3 protein-coding genes are annotated in these 22,540 nt (G+C 49.9%); all 3 read right to left on the minus strand.

All coding sequences use genetic code 11. From position 1 onward, the window contains the following. Nucleotide 1 precedes the first annotated feature (1 nt). The 3 genes from HP399_RS15610 to HP399_RS15620 are packed head-to-tail and all read right to left on the minus strand — an operon-like array spanning nucleotide 2 to nucleotide 22,540. Nucleotides 2–5,902 (minus strand): type I polyketide synthase, encoded by a 5,901-nt coding sequence (locus HP399_RS15610; RefSeq protein WP_173619323.1) that lies wholly within the window; start codon nucleotides 5,900–5,902, stop codon nucleotides 2–4. Next, on the minus strand, nucleotides 5,895–10,382 hold the full coding sequence (locus HP399_RS15615) for a type I polyketide synthase (protein ID WP_173619322.1): 4,488 nt from the start codon (nucleotides 10,380–10,382) through the stop codon (nucleotides 5,895–5,897). The genes HP399_RS15610 and HP399_RS15615 overlap by 8 nt, the downstream gene beginning before the upstream one ends. After that, complete coding sequence (locus tag HP399_RS15620) at nucleotides 10,379–22,540, minus strand: non-ribosomal peptide synthetase (protein ID WP_173619321.1); 12,162 nt, start codon at nucleotides 22,538–22,540, stop codon at nucleotides 10,379–10,381. The genes HP399_RS15615 and HP399_RS15620 overlap by 4 nt, the downstream gene beginning before the upstream one ends.

Below are 22,540 nucleotides of genomic sequence, written 5' to 3' on the forward strand. Positions count from 1 at the left end.
TTTAAAAATCAAACTCGATCGACGGAACGGCACTCTTTGCTTCCACAAGACCGTGGGCAAACGAGATGTCTCCGATTCGTCGATTTGGATTTTCTGCGACTTGAGTTGTGATTTCGACGAAGCGTTGTGTCATTTTTTCAACGGTCTGCCGCTTGAACAGCGTGGTTTTGAAATCAAGCCAAAGCGTAACGGTCTCTCCAACCTCCACTGCATGTAGGTAGAGATCGAAGATGGAGGTCTTCATGGAGATGTCATAAGGTGTAAGACGCAGACCTTCGAACTCGACCTTGCCCTCTTCCATATTCTGCATAACCAACACAGTCTCGAAAAGTGGGTTGCGGTTTGGCAAACGCTCGAGTTGCAAACGTGCCACGAGGTCTTCGAATTGATACTCTTGGTTTTCATAAGCATCAATTGCATGTTTCTTCACTTCTCCGAGCAGTTCGGCAAACGTCTTATCGGCTGTCGGATGGTTACGCATCGCGAGCATGTTCACAAAATTTCCGGCAATCCCATGCAGGTCAAGGCGCGTTCGTCCCGCGATTGGCGAGCCGATGATCACATCGTCCTGCATGGAGTATTTTGCGAGCAGGATGTTATAAATGCCAAGCAGAGCCATATACAGCGTTGCACCTTGACGTTGTGCCGCCTCTTTCAGGCGAAGTACAGTTGAGGCATCCAGTTCAAATTTCAAACGTTCCCCCGTATAGGTTTGAATCGGCGGGCGTGGGAAATCGGTTGGCAGGTTCAGCATCGGCACGTCTCCCGCGAAACGTTTCAACCAATACTGCTCCTGACTCTTGACCTCGTCACTTTGCAGTTGTGCCGTTTGCCATGCCGCAAAATCACGGTATTGCAATCGCAATGGCGGCAACTCGAGACCTTGATACAGTTCAGCGATCTCACGCTTGATGATTTCGATGGTCACGCCGTCTGAGCATAGATGATGCAGGTCGATCAGCAAGAAGTGTACATCTGCCCCCGTCTGTACCAATTGAACCCGCAGCAGCGGAGCCACTCCGAGATCAAATGGACGGATGAAAGCAGCAATGACGTCATCTATATCCGTCTCATCAGCTGTGGTTGTCACGGTCTCAAAATCAACTTCGTCATACACGCGCTGAAAAGGTTGTCCCTCCAAAATCTTAAACGAGGTGCGGAGTGCTTCATGACGTTGGATCAATTTTGCAAGGGCCGCCTCCATGCGTGCATAGTCGAGATTCCCTTCCAGACGCATCGACAGCGGTGTGTTGTAATTCGTGCTGGTGCTGTCGAATTGGTTCAGGATAAACAGGCGACGCTGAGCAGAAGACAGCGGGTAGACCTTCTGTTTTGCGATCGGTTGGATCTCTTCGTATTGCTTAGCCTTGCGATTCTGGCGTATGAAATCTGCCAGCTTTTCAATCGTCGAACGTTCAAAAAACTCATGCAGTGGGATATCGGCGTTGAGCTTTTTATGGATCGCAGTGACGACAGACACAACCTTGACAGAGTCGCCTCCCAGCTCGAGGAAATCATCTTCGATCCCGATCTTCTGGAAGCCGAGGACACTTTCCCAAATCGACGCAATCTGTTGTTCAAGTTCGTCACGCGCTACGACATATGGATTCGAAAGGGCTGGACGAGAATGGCCTGTCGTATGTGACATGCGAGCAATCTCAGCATCGCGGGATTCCACCCGAATCCATTGATCGAGTCGTGCTTGCAGATCGGCTGTCGAGATCAGAACTTGGCTCTCTTCACAACCATTGAGCAGGGCTTCCAGAACCGTCAGACCCTCCTCTGGTGTCATCGCAAACTCTGTTGCACTTTTGCCAAAGTACGAGCCTTGCTTCGCTTCATCCTCTTCAAACAGCCAGAAATCCCAGTTCACGCCGATCCAGCGAACGTCTCCTTCTGCATTATGACGGTGAACGTAATGATCAACGAACAGGTTGGCAGCGGAGTAGACGATGTGCCCCAGACCACCTAATACGGAAGTCAAAGAGGACATCAACATACAGAAGTCGAGCTCTTTACCATGCAATACGTTCTCCAGCGTAAGAATCCCGTACACCTTTGCTTGGAATTGCTCCTCAACATGGTATGGTGTTGTTTCTTGGATCGAGATGAACGACTTTTTCCCGACGATACCAGCCGCATGGATCACACCATTCAATTTCCCAAAGCGTTCCTCTGCCTTCTGTACCACCATTCGCATCCGCTCTTCATCAGCGACATCCGCTTCCATTACGAGTACGTTTCCGCCGTTCTCTAACAACGCTTGCAAACGGCAAATTTTTTGAGAGGTCGCATCCTCTGTTGGATGAGTCGCCAGATAGCCATCCCACTCCTGAGCGGAAGGGAAGGAGGCACGACCCGTGATTACGACTTTTGCGTTCCAGCGGGTGACCAAGTACTCCGCAAACAAGAGACCGATCGTACCAAGCCCGCCGGTGACCAAATAGACACCTCCTTCGCGCAGTTGCAAGGCGTTATCTTGCGGAAAATGGAGTGTTACAGGTTCCAACGTCTGCACCAAGCGTGCACCTCTGCGATACGTAACCAACAGATCGCGTACAGGTACAGACAACTCTTTAACCAGTTGATCAATGAGCTTTTTCTGTTGCCATGCTGTGCGCTTGACATGGTCGATGTCTACGCTGCGGCAACGAATGGCTGGATACTCCTGCGGAATGACCGTGACGCCGCCGAGCAGTGTCGCTTTTTCCGCCTGCACGACCTCATCTCCGTTGACCACATGGATGCCGTCGGTGATGACGGTAATTTCATAGTCATGCTCTGTACGGACACGGTCCATCGCTTGAGCCAGATACAACAGGCTGTAAAAACCGAGGATCTGTGCATCCTGTACGACTTTTGGACTCAAGGTTCGAGTATCTTCCGTCAAGCTCCACGCATGGATAATTTTGTAGAATCTCTTTTCAGACTGGTTCAGATGCTTCAGAAGTGCGTCGTAGTCTTGCGCATTCGCTGGGTTCAGCACGATTCTCTGATCGTTGTGCACAGCAAACTGCGTTCCAGGCCCAACAGTCACAACCGATTCTCCCCGCTTAGTGAAACGCTCGGTAAGGTCTTGACCTATGCTTGTCTGGCTCGTGAGAAACACCCAGCCTACTCGATCATGACTCTCTTCCTCTTGGGGGGCAGCCGTGCGTTTCCACGTCGGGATGTAACCCCAGTTCGTCGTGTCTTTTTGTTTCCCTATGCTGGTGACGGTTTTGGATCGCAATGCCTTTGCCGCTTGGGCAACAGAGCCATCGATCCAATAGCGTTTGCGGTCAAACGCATACGTTGGCAGGTTGAGTCGATGTCGGACTGTACCTTTGTAAAATGCATTCCAATCCACCGTCACCCCATATGCCCACAGCCAACCGAGCTTCGCCAGCAAATGTTCGCTGTCGGATACTTGATGTTGTGCATTACGAATGAGATCGACTATGTTATGACCCTTCTTTTCATCCATGAAACGCCAAATCAAACTAGACAAGTCCCGGCCTGGTCCTACTTCCAGGAAGACAAGATTTGAAGACTTAGCCAGTTCTTCTACTCCCGCTGCGAAGCGTACCGTCTCGCGTATATGGCGAACCCAGTACATAGGATCCGTCGCTTCCTGTTCGGTGATCCAGCTTCCGGTAATGTCGGAGATATACAGGCGTTGTGGTTTGCGGAGCTTAACGCTTCGCACCAACTGTTCAAAAGGTTCCAAAATTTCGTCCATCAAAAGGGAGTGACCTGCGAGCGCCGTTCTCACACGCATGCAGAGCACGCGAGCTTCCTTCATACGACGTTCCAATGCGTCAATCGCGTCGATGGTCCCTGCAACAATACAGGACGTTCCGTTGTCGATTGCAAGCGATACATCAGGGGTCAGATAAGGCAGTACTTTTGATTCGGACAGCGGGATTGAAAGCATCGCTCCCTCTGGAACACGTTGCATTAAGTTACCACGAGCAACGATCAACATTAACGCATCTTCTAATGTAAACACGTCTGCGAGGCAGGCTGCCACGTACTCACCGAAGCTATACCCAATCATTGCGTGAGGTTGAATACCTATATTCAGCAACAGTTTGGCGAGTGCGTATTCAAATGCAAAAATCAGCGGTTGAGCATTCTGCGTCTTGTTCATTTCTTCCTCTACTGCCGCTACATCTCCAGTTGGGTACAACACATTTCGCAGGTGTGAACATCCCAAATGATCCAGAATCCCGAAACAGCGGTCGAGTTCAGTGCGGAATACCGACTCTTGCTTATACAAGTCCCGTCCCATGTTGACGTACTGCGACCCTTGACCAGGGAACAGGAAGACGACTGGACGATTCTTTTCGCGGGAAAAATGGGTATGTACCTTACGTGTGTCTGAAGTCTCTAAACGTAGAGCCTCTACCGCTGCTTGCACGTTCGTGACCACTAAATGACGACGATAGTTGAACAAGTTACGTCCCGTTTGAAGTGTATACGCCACGTCCGCTAGATTTACGTCCGCTTTTAATTCCAAGAAATCGGCCAACTCGGATGTCATGGTCTGAAGCGATGCATCCGATTGAGCAGAAAGGGTTAGGAGATGGGCTTCTCGACCTTGTCCGGATACCTGACGTAGTGGGGCTTCTTCAAGTACGACGTGCGCATTTGTTCCGCCGATCCCAAACGCACTCACACCTGCACGTAATGGCGTGTTCCCCTTTCTTTCCCACCGTTTGAGTTCGGTGTTCACGTAAAATGGGCTATTCTCGAAGTCGATTTTTGGATTCGCCTTCTTAAAATGAAGAGCCGGTACCAGTTCTTTGTGATATAAGGAGAGCACCGTTTTGATGAATCCGGTGACGCCTGCAGCTTGGTTGAGATGTCCAGTGTTGGTCTTAGCTGATCCCAAAGCGCAAAATCCCTTTTTGTCGGAGTTGAAAGCAAGTTTCAGACCTTCAAACTCAATCGGGTCACCGAGCGTCGAACCCGCTCCGTGTGTCTCGACGTAAGTGATCGTTTCAGGATCAACTTCGGCAACATGATGGGCGGAACGAATGGCAATCATCTGTCCTTTTGGCGATGGCGCGGTGTAGCCAGCCTTGAGGCTTCCGTCGTTGTTTATCGAAGTCCCTTTGATAACCGCATAGATGTGGTCACCGTCTCGAATCGCGTTGTCGAGCATTTTCAATACGACACACCCTGCCCCATCACCAAACACAAGTCCGTCTGCCTCTTCATCAAATGCGCGGCAAGCCCCACTCTTTGACAACAGCATTCCCTCTTCGTACAAGTAGCCATTTTTACGTGGAACCACGACAGAAGCGCCACCTGCGATCGCTATGTTGCACTCGCCTGCGATCAGCGCTTGGCTGGCCAGGTGTATCGCCACCAGGGAGGTCGAACAAGCGGTCTGAACAGTCAAAGCTGGACCTCTCAAGTTCAACTTGTACGCCACACGTGTACTGAACGTGTTGCTGTCATTAAGGCTGACGATCTCAAATTGATCGTTCGGAGACTGCATATGAGGAAGCAGATGCCCCATCCAGAACAGATTTTGAGTATTGCCAGCGTAGATACCGATTCTGCCTTTGTATGTCTCGTTGGCATAGCCTGCGTCTTCAAGCGCTTCGTAGCTAACCTCATGGAAGAGTCTGAACTGCGGGTCCATGTAACTTGCTTCCTTTGGGGTGTAGCCAAAAAAGGAAGCGTCAAAGTCTTCGATAGCGACGAGGCTGCCCTTTTTCTTCACATAGTCCGGGTGACTCAGGAGTTCGGGGTCAACCCCAAACTCCAGCAACTCCTCATTGGTAAACGTCGAGAGAGCGTCCACGCCCCCCCGCAGATTTTCCCAGAACTCCTGAATATTCTTCGCTTTGGGGAAACGTCCAGACATACCGATGACGGCAATTTCTAAACCGGTTCTCTCATCACTCACTGATTTCCACCTCGCGTGCCTGTCTTCTTCGTTTTCGGTTCTCGCGACCTTTTTTCTGTTCGTCCAGCCAATCGTTCTGTTCTTCGGATATGGTCACTATGCCATTTTGTGTGACCAGATGATTGACCAGCGCACGGATCGTAGGATACGTAAACAATGTCAGCACTGTGACTTCTTGCCCCAAGACGGCTGGCAGTTGCTTTGTAATCTGTACCAAGTCGATTGAGGACGCCCCGAGTTCAAAGAAGTTGTCATGCACACCCACCTGCCCCAAACCAAGAAAGTTTTGCCAGATCTCACAGAGTTGCTGCTCGATTTGATTGGCTGGTGCAAGATACGATGTGGTCAATTCTGGCCGGGCAAACACGACGCCCGCTTCTTGCTTCTTTTCCTTATCGCTGAAGATAACCCAACGATTGAGGCGCGGTTGCAACTCTTCGGTGGAAACCAGCACCTGTGTCAGTCCCTGTTGAACCAAGATACGTCCTAGAGCGTCACCGCCCTCGTCGGGAGCGATCATCATCTGATCGTCACTCGTGAATACTTCGCGTTGTGGTTTGGTTGCGATTCGCCATCCATCCCACGCCACGCTGATCCAACGGGTTGGTGTGAGTTGCGACTGTTGCTTGGCAAACGTATCGAGAAATGCATTGGCAGCGGCATATCCAGCGTACCCGAGACCTCCCAAGATCGAAGACAAGGATGAAGTCAGCACGACGAAATCCAACTCACGACCTCGGAGCGCTTCTTCCAACACGAGCGTGCCGTAGATTTTCGGAGCGAATTGGGTCTCCACTTTTGTTTCCGTGATGGAATCGATGGCGGTAATCGAAGCTCCCTTCGTGATACCTGCAGCGTGAATCACGCCGTGCAATGCCCCAAAGTTCGACTCAATCTGACCGATCGCTGCAGCGAACTCCGCTCGGTTTGTGACATCTGCTTGCAGACAGAGCACCTCAGCCCCGCATTCTTGCAACTGTTTGATATGCACCAGTTGATCCTTACTTGGCATTGAGCGACCGAGCAAGACGATCTTCACGCCTTTGCCTGCACTCTTCACGATGTATTCAGCCAGAGCCAGACCTACTCCGCTGAAACCGCCAATCAGAAGGTAGACACCCTCTGTTCGCAAAGGCAAGTTCTGCTGATTGTCCAGTCTCCGTGGGGTGAACGATTGCACAAGACGTTGCCCGCCACGATACGAAACGACCGGATCGAAGGCTTTGGTTGTGAACTCCGTGATTAAATGGTCGAGCAATTGACGTTCTTGCCATCCACCTGCCGTTGGTACAGTCACGTCAACAGATCGAACTTTCAGGAATGGATACTCTTGCCTAATGACTTTGAGCAAGCCGAGCAACGTCGCTTTCCCTGGTTCTACCATCGTTTCACCCGCTACATCGTGCAATCCTGAAGAGAGCACATAGATGTCGAGTGGTGAGGAGTCGAGGGCTTTCACGAGGAGCAGGAGACTGTAGAAACCGCGCTCTTGAGCCTCTTTTACGTTTAGCAACGAGTCAAGCGTCCACGCATGTACGATTTTTTGTGGCTTTACGGTTTGTAAATGAGTTATGAATTCATCGTGCGAAAACGCGGTGAACACTTCGTGTCCATTCGACTTCAATTCATTTGCCAGACGTGCTGCCAATCCACCGTGGTCGAGCAGGAGTAACCACTTTTTCGGTTCTACCGATGTCTCCTCGACTAACGGCTTTTGTAGCCAAGCTGGGAGATAGAACCAATCGGCCAGCTTTTTACGCTTCGACGTGCTGCCAGGAAGCAGAATCGCCTGACCATTGTATTGGATATCGATTAGTTCTTGCGCGTGTTTCCAGAAATATTGTCGCTCGAAAGGATACGTTGGAAGTGGGATACGACGGCGGTTTTGTTCCCCGTAGAGGTTCGCCCACTCCAGATGAAGACCCGCGGCATACAGAACTCCAATTTTCGAGAGCAAGTGTTCGCGGTCGGATGCGACGTCTTGCGGATGACGGATCATGTTCAAAATAGTGTGCTCGGAACGATTTGCTGGATGTTTACGTAACAGAGTTGCGAGGGCATGGCCCGCACCGACTTCAATAAACTCAGCTTTTTCCATCTTCAGTAAACGGCCTATCCCATCACCAAAACGCACAGTTTCGCGCAGATGGCGCACCCAGTAGCGGCTATCCTTCACATCCGCTTCCGTAATCTCTACCCCGGTCACGTTTGAGAAATATGGAATCTGTGGCGCACGGAAGGTGACTTCCCGAACTTTTTGCTCAAACTCCGCCAACATCGGTTCCATCATCGGAGAGTGGAATGCGTGCGACGTGTGCAACCGTGTGCAGGAATGTCCAGCTTCTTGCAAAGTACGCTCGAGTGCATCCACCTCGTCGAAGGTACCAGATACTACGCACATGCTTGGACCGTTTACGGCTGCCAGTGCGAGGTTATCGCTAAGCAGCGGACGAATATACTCTTCTGGAAGCTGAACAGCCATCATTGCACCCGGTGCCATGCGTTGCATGAGTTTTCCACGCCATGCCACCAGTTTCAACGCATCTTCAAGCGACATGACCCCCGAGAGGCAGGCTGCTGTGAATTCGCCGATGCTGTGACCGATCATTACTTGCGGGCGGATTCCTAAGCTCAGCAGGTATTGAGCAAGTGCATATCCCACTGAGAAAACGGCAACCTGTGCTACTTTCGTTTGGTTGAGGTGCAGAGCATCTTGCTCAGAAAGGACAGACGGATATAAACGTTCTTTTAAATCAAAATCCACATTGGGACGTACGAGTTTGAAGCAAGAGTCCAGCGCGTCACGGAATACAGGTTCTTGTTCGTAGAGTCCACGCGCCATGTTAACATACTGCGACCCTTGCCCAGAGAACAGGAACACCACTGGCGATTCGCCCGATTCCTTGGTGTGGAACGTTTGCCCTTTCGATGGGTCTGTCAACGCGGCTGCCATGTCCAAAGCATTTGACGCAACCACTGCTCGCTTATGTGCAAACGTACGGCGACCCACTTGCAATGTAAAGGCAGCATTGGCAAGGTTTAGTGTCGGATTCTCGTGGAGATACGCGGCGAGGTCGGCGCTCATCGCTTCGAGTGCAGTCGCAGTTTTCGCACTGAGCAGAAACAGTTGAGCCCCTCCCGTTGGCGAGAAAGAATTGTCTCGTGATGCTTCTTCCAGAACCACGTGAGCATTTGTACCGCCAATGCCAAAGGAACTGATCCCGGCTCGACGCGGTGTCGACCCTGTCCACGGAGTGAGTGTGGTGTTTACCACGAATGGCGAGTTGGTGAAATCGATTTTCGGATTTGGCGCTTTATAGTTCAGCGTTGGCGGAATCAGACCTTCACGGACGGTCAGCACCGCCTTGATGAAGCCGGCAACACCAGCCGCAGTGTTCAAATGTCCCAGGTTCGATTTGACTGAACCAATGCGACAAAATCCTATTTTTTTCGTGTCGAAAGCAACTTTCAATCCTTCAATTTCAATCGGGTCGCCCATCGCTGTACCTGTGCCATGCGCTTCGATGTAGCCGATGCTTTCCGGCTCCACTTCCGCCATATAATGGGCGGCTTTGATCACTTCGGCTTGCCCTTCTACGGACGGAGCTGTGTAATCCACTTTGCGTGCACCGTCGTTGTTGGCAGCCGATCCCTTGATCACAGCATGAATCGTGTCACCATCGGCAATGGCGTCTTCGAGACGCTTTAACACGACGATACCAACACCATCCCCTTCCAACGTCCCTTGGGCGTCGGCATCAAACGGGCGGCAGTGACCATCTGGTGAGTTAATCATGCCTTCTGTGTAGAGATACCCTTTTTTATTGGGTAGGGAAAGCGAGATGCCTCCTGCGAGCGCGATATCACAGCCGCCTGTTAACAAGCCTTTGCAAGCGAGATCGATCAACACGAGCGATGTGGAGCAAGCCGTGTCGACGGTATAACTCGGTCCCGTCAAATTCAGATTGAACGAGACACGTGTAGCCAGAAAGTCCTTATCGTTCAAGAGCCAAGCTGTGTGGTTGGCTTGAGCGTCATCGGAGAGCACAGGCAGTCGGTGCCAAAAATGGTTGACAGCAGCACCTGCGTAGTTCCCGATCAAACCGCTGTACGATTCACTCGCATAGCCCGCGTTTTCCAAAGCTTCATATGCGACCTCATGATAAAGGCGAATTTGTGGCTCCATCAATTCAGCCTCGCGTGGTGTGTAACCGAAAAACGAAGCGTCAAACCATTCGGTCTTATCTAAGAACCCTTTTGCTTTGACATACCGCGGGGAGCGGCACAAGTCGGGGTCTACCCCGGCCTGTTCCAGTTCCTCGTTTGTGAAGTGTGTAATGCTCTCCACACCGTTTTTCAGATTCTCCCAGTAAATCGCTACGTTGTCTGCTCCAGGGAAGCGCGCTGCCATTCCAATGACGGCGATCTCAAATCCAGTACGATCCGTTTCATTGTCAGCGTGGTTTAAGGTATCCGTCATTTTGGCCTCCTGTGGAGCTTTTGCAGGGTTTGTTTTATGGTCTTTTTGCCTTTATCCATCGTCTCCGTGCGCTCTGCCTCTACTTGTGCAGTAGCGACTTGAGCGCTTCCGTCCATCTGCTCGGTCAGAAATGCTGCCAAGGCTTGAATTGTCGGATACTGGAACATCTTAACAACTGGAATATCCAGCCCAAATTCTTCTTGTAACTTGCCGTTCACTTGGATCAGAGCGAGAGAACTGCCGCCAAGTTTGAAAAAGTTGTCTTTCGTACCCACAGTGATGCCCTTCTGACTTAAGTACAAGGTGTTATCCCAGAGTTCCAACAAGCGCTTCTCCATCTCGTTTTTCGGCGACTCGTAAGCGACAGTTGTAGGTTTCTCCGTATTCTCAGAAGTTGCCGTGAGATACACCGGCAACGAGGCCAGCTTCTGACCCGTTGCATATTGGAGTGGCAACCAGTATGAACGGTGCAACAAGCGGTCTTCGTTCAGTAACGTAACACGCCATTCATGGTTGCATTGTGTTACGGGTTCACGAACAGTCTCCTGCTCTTCTTGAAGCACTTCGTAGAGATGTGGACCGTTTACTTTAAAGTGTTCGCGCTCTGCTGGAACCGTCGTCGGAACAAACAGTTCTAATACGCCAGAGCCATTTTTGCTCAGGCGCACCCTCTGATCTGCGGCTTGCAGATCATTCACTCGGCTATAGCCAAGTGCTTGGAAGAAAGCCTGTGTTGAATGCAAGTCGGCCACTGCCATTCGGGTAACTGTCTTGATTACAGCGACTTTGGCCACTTCTAGTGCCGTTGTGAACTCAGCATCTTCAAGCAATTCGATCAAGCCGACACCCTTGACATATACGAACATGACTGATTTTCCGCCGAATATTTTGACAGGTAACAGGTCGCTGACCACTTGGTACTCCACCTGCCAACTGGACAGACATGCCTTGGCATCCTGCACACGGTAGCAAAGGTGATAAGGTGAGTTGTCGCCGTTTTTCGCAAGGATACCAAGCGTCGGCGAGGTTTCATCCATCGGCGCGACCAACTCGATGTTGACAGCGTCTGCTCTCTTACACATCACCAGTTTCGAGCGTTGCGTTTCTTCCTCGAAGATGGGACCGCATTGGTAACCAAGTGCTTGGTACTTGGTGATAGCTTCGTCAATGTCTTCCACAGCGACGCCGATGTGATCGAACGCGAGCCTCATCTGATGCCTCTCTTCCTGCTTTTCCTCTGCTGGAAGCAATTTTCCATGGTAAATTTCAATCGCTGGAAGCGTTTCGCTCACATCCGACACGAGTGTCAGGTAGGTGGTGCACAATTCTGATCGATGTATTTCTTTCCAGGATTCTTTTTGCAAGAATTCGAGGAATGGTTGATTCTTCGCAGTTGGATAGAAATCGGCTTTCAGTGACTGCAATCCTTTTTCCAAACAGAACTTGCGAAGATACACCAAGATTGCCTGTTCGACTTTGCGCCCTAGCACGCGGCAACTAAGCAGAAATGTGTCAATTTCCAGCGACTCATCCACTTCCTTAGCGAGGATTACCCCGACCAGCCCGTAATCGCCAAAACGATCCTCTACCTCGACGATCCATCCGTTGGCATCAGATGCTTGCAACCATTCAGTCAACTCTTCTTCAGTGCGACGGATGGTGCTCAAGTTGAACTGATTCGTACGGAAAGTCAATTGCGACGCACGCGGGATGTGGTTTGCTTCGATAGGTAGAAATCTCACTTTCAACTGCAGGCTCTCCAAGTAGTGGTCGAGCGACAAAACGTTCGCTTGTAATTCTTTGCGTTTACGCTCTGTTACGTACATAGCGCTACGCTTACGGTCTTCCTTTGTTACTTTTGCTCGATCGAAAGCCCAGACGTAGCGGAGGAATGCTGGAATGTTGTCTGCGTCCCCTGGTAATTGCAGGGCAAGGACTTCCGGTAAATTCTGCATCATCTCATGAGTTTCGACCGCATTGTCATCAACGAATACGAAGCTGTCGACGCCAACGTTCAACTCGCGAGCCAGTTCACGCACGTTTTCCGACTTTGCTTGCCAATTGATCCGCCATGCTGCGATGTGTTCCTTCTTAAGGATCATCTGTGGATTATTCTCGAAGACTTCCATTACGTCGGTTTCGTTGTTTTTCGAAACCAACGTCAGGATCATACCCTCGTTGTACTTCTCGAGCAGGAATTGTTGTAGGTACTGGTATGGTGCATCCACCTGCACACCCAATGCTCCGGCTTCTCCGCAGACACCGCGCCAGAGAGTGTTGTCACAATCAACTGCGATTACTTTGAAAATTTGCTGTTTCAAAGCGATGACCTTACGTGAGATCGCTGTGGCTACCGTCGCGGAAAATTCGTTTGTGAATGGCACATGGCCTTCACTGTCAGTTTTCGCATCGAACATTTCCTGAATCCGGTACTCATCAGCCAATGTTGTGCAATCGATGAGGGTTGCGTACGCGAGTTCTTGAATGAACGTTTTCCAACGCATGTTCAACTGATTTAACTTGGCTATGATCTCCGTGCTAAGCCCAAGGTGTGTCGACACCGGGAACAGAGCAACGAGCAATGGGGCATGGAACGTCTTTTGCTTCAAAATTCCCGTAAGTTGCTCATAGTTTGCCTCCAGGCTGCGGCAACGCGCGTCATCGGAGGATACATCATTGCGAATCCAATCCTCAAAACGTATTAGGAGAACGTTCACTCCCTTGTTCGTTGAGAGCAGACTCTTATCATCAAGCAGTTCTTGGAAGACTTGACTGTAAGGCGCAGATTGCACGTCGAGATCAAGCCCGAACTGCGTTCCCCACCATGCCACATACGGGTGGATCGTATCTGTGGTAAACGTAGCTGCGATGACGAGAATCGTGGATGGAGAATCAGTTATAGCTGTTCCCTCCATTGTTTCCACTTGTGCGCTCGATTGTTGTCTACTTTCGTACAGGAAATACGAACCTCGTGCCTTTCGAATAGCTGTCACAAAGTCATAAACATCAGCTACCACATCTAGTGGCGATGGGAGATATTGTGCACTGACGTTGGTGATCGTCTGATCCGAGAGGAACTTTTGTGGACGAATCACAGCCTGTTTCACATTACGGAACTCACAAGACAATGATTTCATCATTCCCTCAATAGCTGATTTCGCAGTCACATACTCTACAAAGCCTTCCTCTGGTATATCTACGTATTTGGAAGAGATCGTCAACATCGTACCTGCTGTTCGCTCCAATTCCGGCAAGAATGTCTTTGCCATTAGGAAGACCATTCGGAGTGCACTGGAGACAGACACTTGGAATTCATCGAATGAAATCGTATCCCAACCGCGGTTGACGATGAAATCGAATGCGTTGTTGACAACGAGATCAACACGTCCGAAGCGTTGGAGTGTTTCCTTAAGCAGATATTGGCAGTCTTCTTGATGAGTTATATTGCCTTGGACGATAATCACTTCTGAACCTGCCGCGACCAATTCATCTTGAATGGTTTGGGCTTCGATGACGCTGCTTCGGTAATTGAGTACGACCTTTGCCCCTTGAACTGCAAATAGCTTAGCCAGATTTGCACCCAAGCCACGGCTAGCACCAGTTACCACCACAACCTGTCCATCAAAAGCTCGTCCAGATGGGATACGACCATGTGCCGCGAACTTTTCCAGCCCGTATTGTCGTGGGCGAGGGCGTACAAAGCTCTCCAGTCGACAATTGCCAAGCATGGTACCACTTGCAAAAATCGAGCCCGTTACCGACAGCGAACCGAGTTGTTCATCGAACTGATCTGTGTTGACCATGTAAGAGATCGTCGTTGCTTGCTGTGCTTTTTCAGGCACATTTGGCAGGAAATCCAATTCGAAACCTGTGAACAACGCTTGGCGCCCTGGTGCCAACATTCCAACACAATAGCTTGTCCAGATGATCGAAGTAAGTTGGGATTGCAACAGAAACGTCTCGACCAAAGCAGAGGCGTTCAGACTGTATTGCCCAGCGTTCGAGAGTGTTGCTATTTCATCCTTTTCCAGTTCGGAAATATTTAATGAAACCGATGCCGTTGTGTAGTTGTGACTATACCGTTGCCGAGGCACCCGTTCGTAACGCACGTCAATTTCAAACAAGGTCTCTCCTTGTTCAAAAATTCGGAGTTTCGCCTGCGAACCATTCGTCGAACATAGCTCCGATTCGTACACGTTCCCGACTTTCAACGGTCTGTTAAAACGAACTTTTAAGGAGTGCAAGTACAATGATTCTTGCATACCCGGATTCAAGTGTTGTTCCAATACGGTCAGCGTACCGAACACACCGTGAACAAGGCAACCACCATATGGCGTCTTGCGTGCATACTCAGCGTCCACATGAAGCGGGTTGACATCGTGGGAGAGCTTCGCAAAGGCCAGTATGTCATGCTCTGTAAACGAGACGATCTGACGTGGAGGTTTAGCTTCCAGCGATAATTCCACCAGCTTTTTTTCTGGAGCAAGACTGATTTCTTTTAATAAGTAGAGGAATTGCTGGGTCATCTTCTCGACTGACTCAGGCTTGAAGAGACGAGTCGCATATTCCAGATTGAACTCAATGTCCCCTTTTCGTTCCCATGCTTCCAAGAAGAGGTCAAACTTCGCCGTCTTGGTCTGATACTCATAAGGCGCAAACGTGAAAGCATCCGTTTGAAGATCCGTGTTATAAGCGTTTTGCAAGATGAACAACGTGTCGAATAGCGGGCTGCGTGATGGGTCGCGTTCCAGTTCCAAACGCTCTACAAGCAGGTCAAATGGATAGTCTTGATTTTCAAACGCTTCAAATGTATGTTTCGAAGTCTCCGCGAGGAAGTCGAGGAACGACATCTCTCTACGTGGACGGTTATATAGAGCAAGTGTGTTGACAAATACTCCGATCTGATCTTGCAGATTGTCATGGTTGCGGTTGGCAATCGCTGTGCCGACGACGATCTCTTCCTGACCCGTTAGCTTGTGCAGAAACACATTGTATGCCGCTAGCAACACTATGAATAGCGAAGTGTTCGTCTGTTTCACTAGTCCTTGGAGTTCTGATGTCAGTTCTTCCTCTGCCTTGAAAGAGAGACGTCGTCCCTCTACCGTTTTCAAGCTTGGACGAGGCTCGTCTGTTGGCAATTTCAAGACAGGAGCGCCCATCTCAAACTTTTGAAGCCAGTATTGCTCTTGGCGTTTCAGTTCGTCCGTTTCGAGCAAGCGGTTCTGCCAATCAGCATAGTCTTTGTACTGTACTCGCAGATCAGACAGTGTACGTCTTTCGTACACCGCGAGGAATTCGCGGACGAGTACAGCCATCGAAACTCCATCCGAGATGATATGATGCATATCGATCATGAACAAATATCTATCTGTTGCTCGGCGGATTAACCCGATGCGGAACAGAGGCACTCGGGTCAGGTCAAAAGGACGCACGAACTGCTCAATCTCTGCGTTCAAGCGGACATCATCCGCCCCGAGCGCTTCGATCACTTCTACTTGTACCGGAACTTCACTCGCGCGGATCACCTGTTGTACAGGCTGTCCATTTACGAACAAAAAGCGGGTACGCAGCGATTCGTGTCGTTCCACCAACTGACGAAATACCAATTCACAGCGCAATGGATCAACTGGATTACCATCCATTTGCATGACGATGGTAGCGTTATAGTACGTGCTCTTTGGATCTAACTGATTCAAGATGTAAATTCGGGTCTGTGCCGATGACAACGGATAGTAACTCGATTCAGCAATAGGCACCAGTGGCAGCAGCACCGATATGTCAGCTGCAGTCGTTCCTAACACACTTTCCACAAGCAACTGTGCTAGTTCTGCAATAGTTGGCGAACGGAAAAATTCCTGAAGCGAGAGTTCTGTTTGGAACTCCTTTCGTATCTTAGAAACTAGCGTCGCAGCGTTGAGTGAGTTGCCGCCGACCTCGAAGTAGTTGGAATGCACGCCAAACGGTTCATGGATTGCAAGCACATCCTGCCAAATTGCAGCGAGCTTTTCCTCCATCTCGTTACGTGGGGCCACGATATCCTGCGTGCCCAAAAGAAAATCATCAACTTCAAGCAACGCTTTTTTATCCACTTTGCCGTTCGGGCTGACAGGGATGCATTCGAGTTGGACAAGGGAAGCTGGGATCATATAAGAAGGGAGTGCTTGGGCGAGGAACGCACGCACTTCCTGCATATCAAGCTGTTCATCAGCGACCACATAGCCGACTAGGTATTTTTCCCCACGCTCCCCATGTGCAATCACAACTGCTTCTGTAATCAGATCGTGCTTCACGAGGCGGTTCTCAATCTCCCCGATTTCGATTCGGAAACCACGGATCTTCACTTGATCATCATGACGGCCAAGGAACTCCAAGTTGCCGTCTGCGAACCAGCGCGCGCTGTCACCCGTCTTATAAATGAACTCACCTATGGTAAACGGAGATGGCAGGAATTTATAATTCGTCAATTCTGGGTCTGTGTATCGTGCAGCCAGCACTTCCCCACCGATGTAGAGATCACCAGGCACGCCGATTGGGCATGGCTTGAGGTCTGCATCCAGAACGTAGTACTTCGCGTTTTGGATTGGCTTACCATATGGAATCGAAGTCCAACTAGGGCCGACTTTCTGCACTGGGAAATAGTTAGACCAGACCGTCGCTTCTGTTGCCCCACCGAGCCCGACCACCTGTACCCTAGGGAAGTGTGCCTGAAGTTGGCTTGGCAGGTTCACAGGAATCCAGTCACCCGACAGGAAGACGAGTCGCAATTTCGAATCAGCTGCCACACCCTCAAAGAACGGTACGAGTTGCATCAATGCTTGTGGCGCCGAATCCCAAAACGTAATACCTTCCGTACGGATGATGTCGAGCAATCGCTCTGGCTCATTGATCTCATCCTCGGTTGACAAGCGCACTGTCGCGCCAGCAGCGAGAATCCCAAAGATGTCATACACGGAAAGGTCAAAGCTCAGCGAGGTGACAAACAGCAGTTTGTCGCCCTGACCGACTTGGAACTTGCCATTCACCCACTCGATCAAGTTGATCACCGGCTGATGTTTCACGACGACACCCTTTGGCAGACCCGTCGAACCAGACGTGAAAATCGTATAGGCGATATCGTCTGAGTTGTTCACAAGCGTGAGATTGCCGGACGGTATCGTACGCTGCATCTTCTGTGGGACCAGCACGTGTTTCAAATCGAGCAATTTCGCTTGCAATCCATCCACTGACTGATCGGTAATCAATGATTTGATCTGTAACATGCGCATGATGTGCAGCAAACGCTCCTGTGGCAACGTCATTTGTAACGGCACATAGGCACAGCCTGCCTTCAATACGGCAAGGACGCTTACGATCATTTCCACACAGCGGGTCAAATAAATCCCGACGAACTGGTTCGGTTCGGTGCCTTGTTCGCGTAACACGTAGGCCATCTGATTCGCCCACGCGTTCAGTTCTCCGTACGTCAACTTGATTCTTCCATCATCGATAGCCAGCGCATCTGGTGTTTCGGTCACACGCTGTTCGAACAATTGGTGGATCAAGGTTTCCGAAGCGTATGGAACTTGTGTATCGTTGAAGCCAAACAACAATTGCTGACGCTCTTCTGGCAACAAAATAGAATTGCGATCCATTTTCGATTCTGGATTCTTAATCACGCATTGTAGGAAGCGAACGAAGTATGCGCAGAGCTTGTCATCCACACCTTCACCAAACACCGTGGAAGTGTAACGCAAGGTCAGTTTCATCTGACCCATGGTGGTGTCAAACATGAAGTCAAAAAGTGTATTCGTATCTTGGTGGCCCTCGACTTCTAGAGATTCATTGACAATCTCCTCGGAAAAATCGTTCAGGATGTGGAAATCCATGAAATTGAACAGCGTATCAAAGATCGGATTCTTATCACCGCTCTTTTCACCGATGATGTTGGCAATCTCAAAGAGTGGCATGCGTTCATGACGCTTAACTTGCAACAGTTTTGCATCTACCTGTTTCAAGAACTCACTCCAACGTCTGCCGCGTGGCACTTCCATTCGCACTGGCACCGTGTTGAGGAAACAGCCAAGCAAGCGGTCACCATCTTCGTGTACAGGACGATTGTTGGTGAGATACCCCACAACCAGTTCATTCTCGTAGGAAATCAAGTTCAGCAAATAGAGATATCCGGCAAAGCAGACGTTTTTCACACTGGTGTTGTACGCCTTTGCCACCTTTTTCAACTGCACCAGCAGTTCACGATCGAGGTGATACACTTTTGTTACCCGTTCCACACGATCAGGCTTGTCTGGTCCTGTTTTCACCGAGAAGTCCAGCCGCTGGTAACCCGCGAGTTCTTCCTGCCAGTAGCGGATGTTCTCTTCGTTTCGAGTCTCCACCAACTCGTCGATGACGCTGTCTCTGTATGAGATCCCGAGTTTCTTCGGTACGAACGTTTCATTATTCTCAAGTTCCTTGTAGATCTTGTGCAACTCAATGACCATTTGGTTAATACTCCAGCCATCAAGCAGCGCGTGGTGGCAAATGAAGAGGAACGTCACATTTCCTTCATCTAATTGGAACGTGCGCAACTTCCACAATGGACGATGCTTCGATAAATCGAACGGATAACGGCGATCTTCGGCAATGTATTCACGAACATGAGCCGATTGCTGCTCGAAATTCAAATCGGAGAGATCGAAGTGTTCCAGATCGTTTTCAAGTTCCCGATAAACAACTGCCATCGGACGCTCGAAATATTCCATTAGAAAGACGGTACGCAAAATATCATGCTTGTCGACTAACAAAGCCCAAGCACGATTCAAGCGATCGAGAGCGAAGGACTGGTAGCATATGCGAAACACGAACTGTTCGTAGTAAACCGATTTCTCTGTGTCCTTCAAATAATATAAGACCATGCCATTTTCAATCGCTGACAGTGGATAGATATCCTCGACTACCCCTTGTGGGGAAAAGTCTGGGAGCAGTCTGCCTTTTAAATCATCCAACTCTTCTGCAACTTGTGCACGCAACTCTGGACATTCTCTGGCCTCAGGAGCCATGAGTTTGGCAGCCATTTTTTCCACCGTATCATGCTCGTAGAGTTCTGGAAGTGATACGTTCACGCCGAGTTTTCCGTTCAGTGCACTGATCAGACGGATCGCTCGCAAGGAATCGCCACCGTGGTTAAAAAAGTTGGCACGGATGCCGATCTTTTCCACACTCAAGATTCGGGCAAACTGTGCGGCAACATTCGTTTCCATTTCTGTGCGCGGTTCAACGTAGAACTCTTCCTCCACGAACGTCTCCAACATGAGCAAAGCCTTGCGATCGGTTTTGCCACTCGATGTGAGCGGTATGTTATCAACACGAGTAAACGCAGAAGGCAGCATATAATCAGGGAGGCACAACGAGAGGTACGCACGAAGCTCGGCGCTATTAAACTCACGGTCTGCCACGTAGTATGCGTAGATGCGATGTGACCCGTCTTCCTCCAGCTTCGTCAACGCCACCGCCTCGCGAATCTCTTCATGAGCGGACAATGCGGCTTCGATCTCACCCAATTCGATGCGGTATCCTCGCACTTTGACTTGATGGTCGATCCGACCCAAGTAGTCGAGATTTCCATCTGGCAACCAACGCGCTAAATCTCCCGTGCGATATACACGCTCTCCTTCTACAAACGGATGAGCGACAAAGCGATCTGCTGTCAGTTCTGGACGATTGAGATAACCACGAGCCAACTGCACGCCAGCAATGTACAATTCACCTGGGACGCCAACCGGTTGCATCTGACCGTCATGGCTCAAAACCAACAACTGTGTATTGTGTACTGGTTTACCAATTGGCGTTCGATCCCCATCTAGATCCGGTGTGCAATCGAAGTACGAAACGTCAATGGTCGCCTCTGTTGGTCCGTACAAGTTGATCAGACGAGTCGAAGTACCCTGCGCATGTTTTGCCATTATTTCGTACCAACGCTTGACTTGATGTATTCCGAGCGCCTCACCAGAAGCGTAAACTTGACGTAATTTCGATAATTTACTTCCTTGCTGCGTGCTGCTGATATAGTCAAGGAACCCTTGCAACATCGACGGCACAAAGTGCATCGTCGTCACACCATAGGTCTCGATCGCTTGCAACAACGCCGCTGGATTTTTCTCGGCACCTGGCGCTAGCATCGCAACGCGCGCACCTTGGAATGCCCACCAGAACAACTCCCAGACCGAGACGTCAAACGTGTAGGCCGTTTTTTGTAAAAGGGTATCCCCTGTCCCGATCGCTGCATGACTCTGCATCCACTGCAGGCGGTTGATCAACGAGTGTTGTTCGATCAGCGTACCCTTTGGCAAGCCAGTGGAACCGGAAGTATAGATGACATAGGCTAGATCGTTCGGTTGGCTGATCACTTCCAGGTCCGAATCGTCCCCTGTATATAACCCATCCTCATTGAGATTCAAAATTTCACCGTCAAAAGCAAGTCGTTCGAGCAAGTGTGCTTGCGTAAGAAGCAACCAGCATTTGCTGTCCTCCAACATGTAACGAAGACGATCATCAGGGAATTTGTGCTCCAGTGGCAAATAAGCGCCGCCTGCCTTCACGATCGCCCAGATTCCGACGATCATTTCTATAGAACGCTCTGTCATCAGACCTACGATGCTGTTACGTGTTACGCCTTTGGTACGCAGAACACGGGCCAGTTGGTTTGCTTTTGCATTCAACTGGGCAAATGTGAGATATCCAGTTTCGGATACGACTGCTTCCAGATCTCCGTATCGAGCCACGGTCTCCTCAAACACCTGTGGCAAGGTCTTCTCCACATCATATGGTGTGTTCGTATCGTTAAAGGAAGCCAGCCTTTGTAACTCTTCATCCCCAACCAATACCAATTCCTTGATGTTCACCTGTCCAGCCGAATCTACGATCTGGGTGAGTAGTTCTGCCAAATGCTGAAGCATTGTACCCGCGAATTCTTCCGTATACAGCTCGCTTGCAAAAGACAAAACTGCGGACAGACACTCATCAGCCACGAGATTCAGGGTCAGGTCGAAATTCGTCTGCTCAAACATGGAATACGACTCAACGTGTAGGCCCTCTTTCCCTTCGGTCAACAACTTGTCGAGGGGGTAGTTCTCCAGAACAACAATCGAGTTGAACAAGTTCTCATGATGTTTAGCACCACTGTACAATTTGATATCGGTAAGAGACGAGGACATGAATTCCCCACGCTCTTGAAGGTCGTGTGCAACTCGGCCGAGCACCGTCCGAACCGAAGTGGCTCCCGTGGATTTCAAACGCAATGGCAATGTGTTGATGAACAACCCGACCATCTCTTCAATACCGTCCACTCGCGCTTCACGCCCAGATACTGTGGTGCCGAACACGACATCATGGCTGTTGGTATAGCGTTGCAGCAGTAGGCCCCACGCTGTGTAAAGCAGGGAAGCCAAAGTGATGTTTTGCTCGAAACAGAACGCTTCCATCTTGGCAAATTGCTCAGCGGGCATAGTCAATTCCACCGTTTTGATACCTGCATCCGCAGTAATGCCGTTCGTAACCTTAAGGATCGATGGTGCATGAAACTCTTCGAAATAGCGCGACCAGAATGCTTTTTGTTGCTCCTTACTCTGCCTTTGCAGGTATTGAATGAACGACTTAAAGGACGTTTTCTGAGGCAATTGTAACGTGAGACCATTGCTCATACGGTGATACACGTTCAGAAATTCTCGTAACAAAATCCCAGTAGACCAACCATCGAACAAAATATGATGGTTGCTAATCAGCAGGGCGTACTTTTCATCCGGCAGTCTGACCAGCGTCACTCGAAACGGTATCTCGCTCAAATCGAATTTGCGTTCACGATCTAAACGTTTGACTGTTTCGAGGTCATCCGTTTCTACGATTACCACTTCGAACTTCCGATCCTTCAGAATGATCTGAATCGGTTGTTCAACCTTGTCCCAACGAAACGTCGTCCTTAACATTTCATTGGCTCTGACTACCTCGTTCCACGCTGAGTTCACCCATTCTTCGTTCACTTCGCCCGCGAGATGCAGACAGAGTTGTTCGAAGTAACGATCCGATTGCGGATTCTCAAGATAGTGGAAAAGCATACCTTCTTGCAAAGGTGTCAGGGCGATGATATCTTGGACGTTTTTACGATCTAACTTTTGCGACGTCGACAT

The sequence above is a fragment of the Brevibacillus sp. DP1.3A genome (assembly GCF_013284245.2).
In the GTDB taxonomy this organism is placed as follows: domain Bacteria; phylum Bacillota; class Bacilli; order Brevibacillales; family Brevibacillaceae; genus Brevibacillus.

Coding starts and splice junctions, on each gene's coding strand:
- HP399_RS15620 (WP_173619321.1), bottom strand. CDS start 22,540: ATGTCGACGTCGCAAAAGTTAGATCGTAAAAACGTCCAAGATATCATC.
- HP399_RS15615 (WP_173619322.1), bottom strand. CDS start 10,382: ATGACGGATACCTTAAACCACGCTGACAATGAAACGGATCGTACTGGA.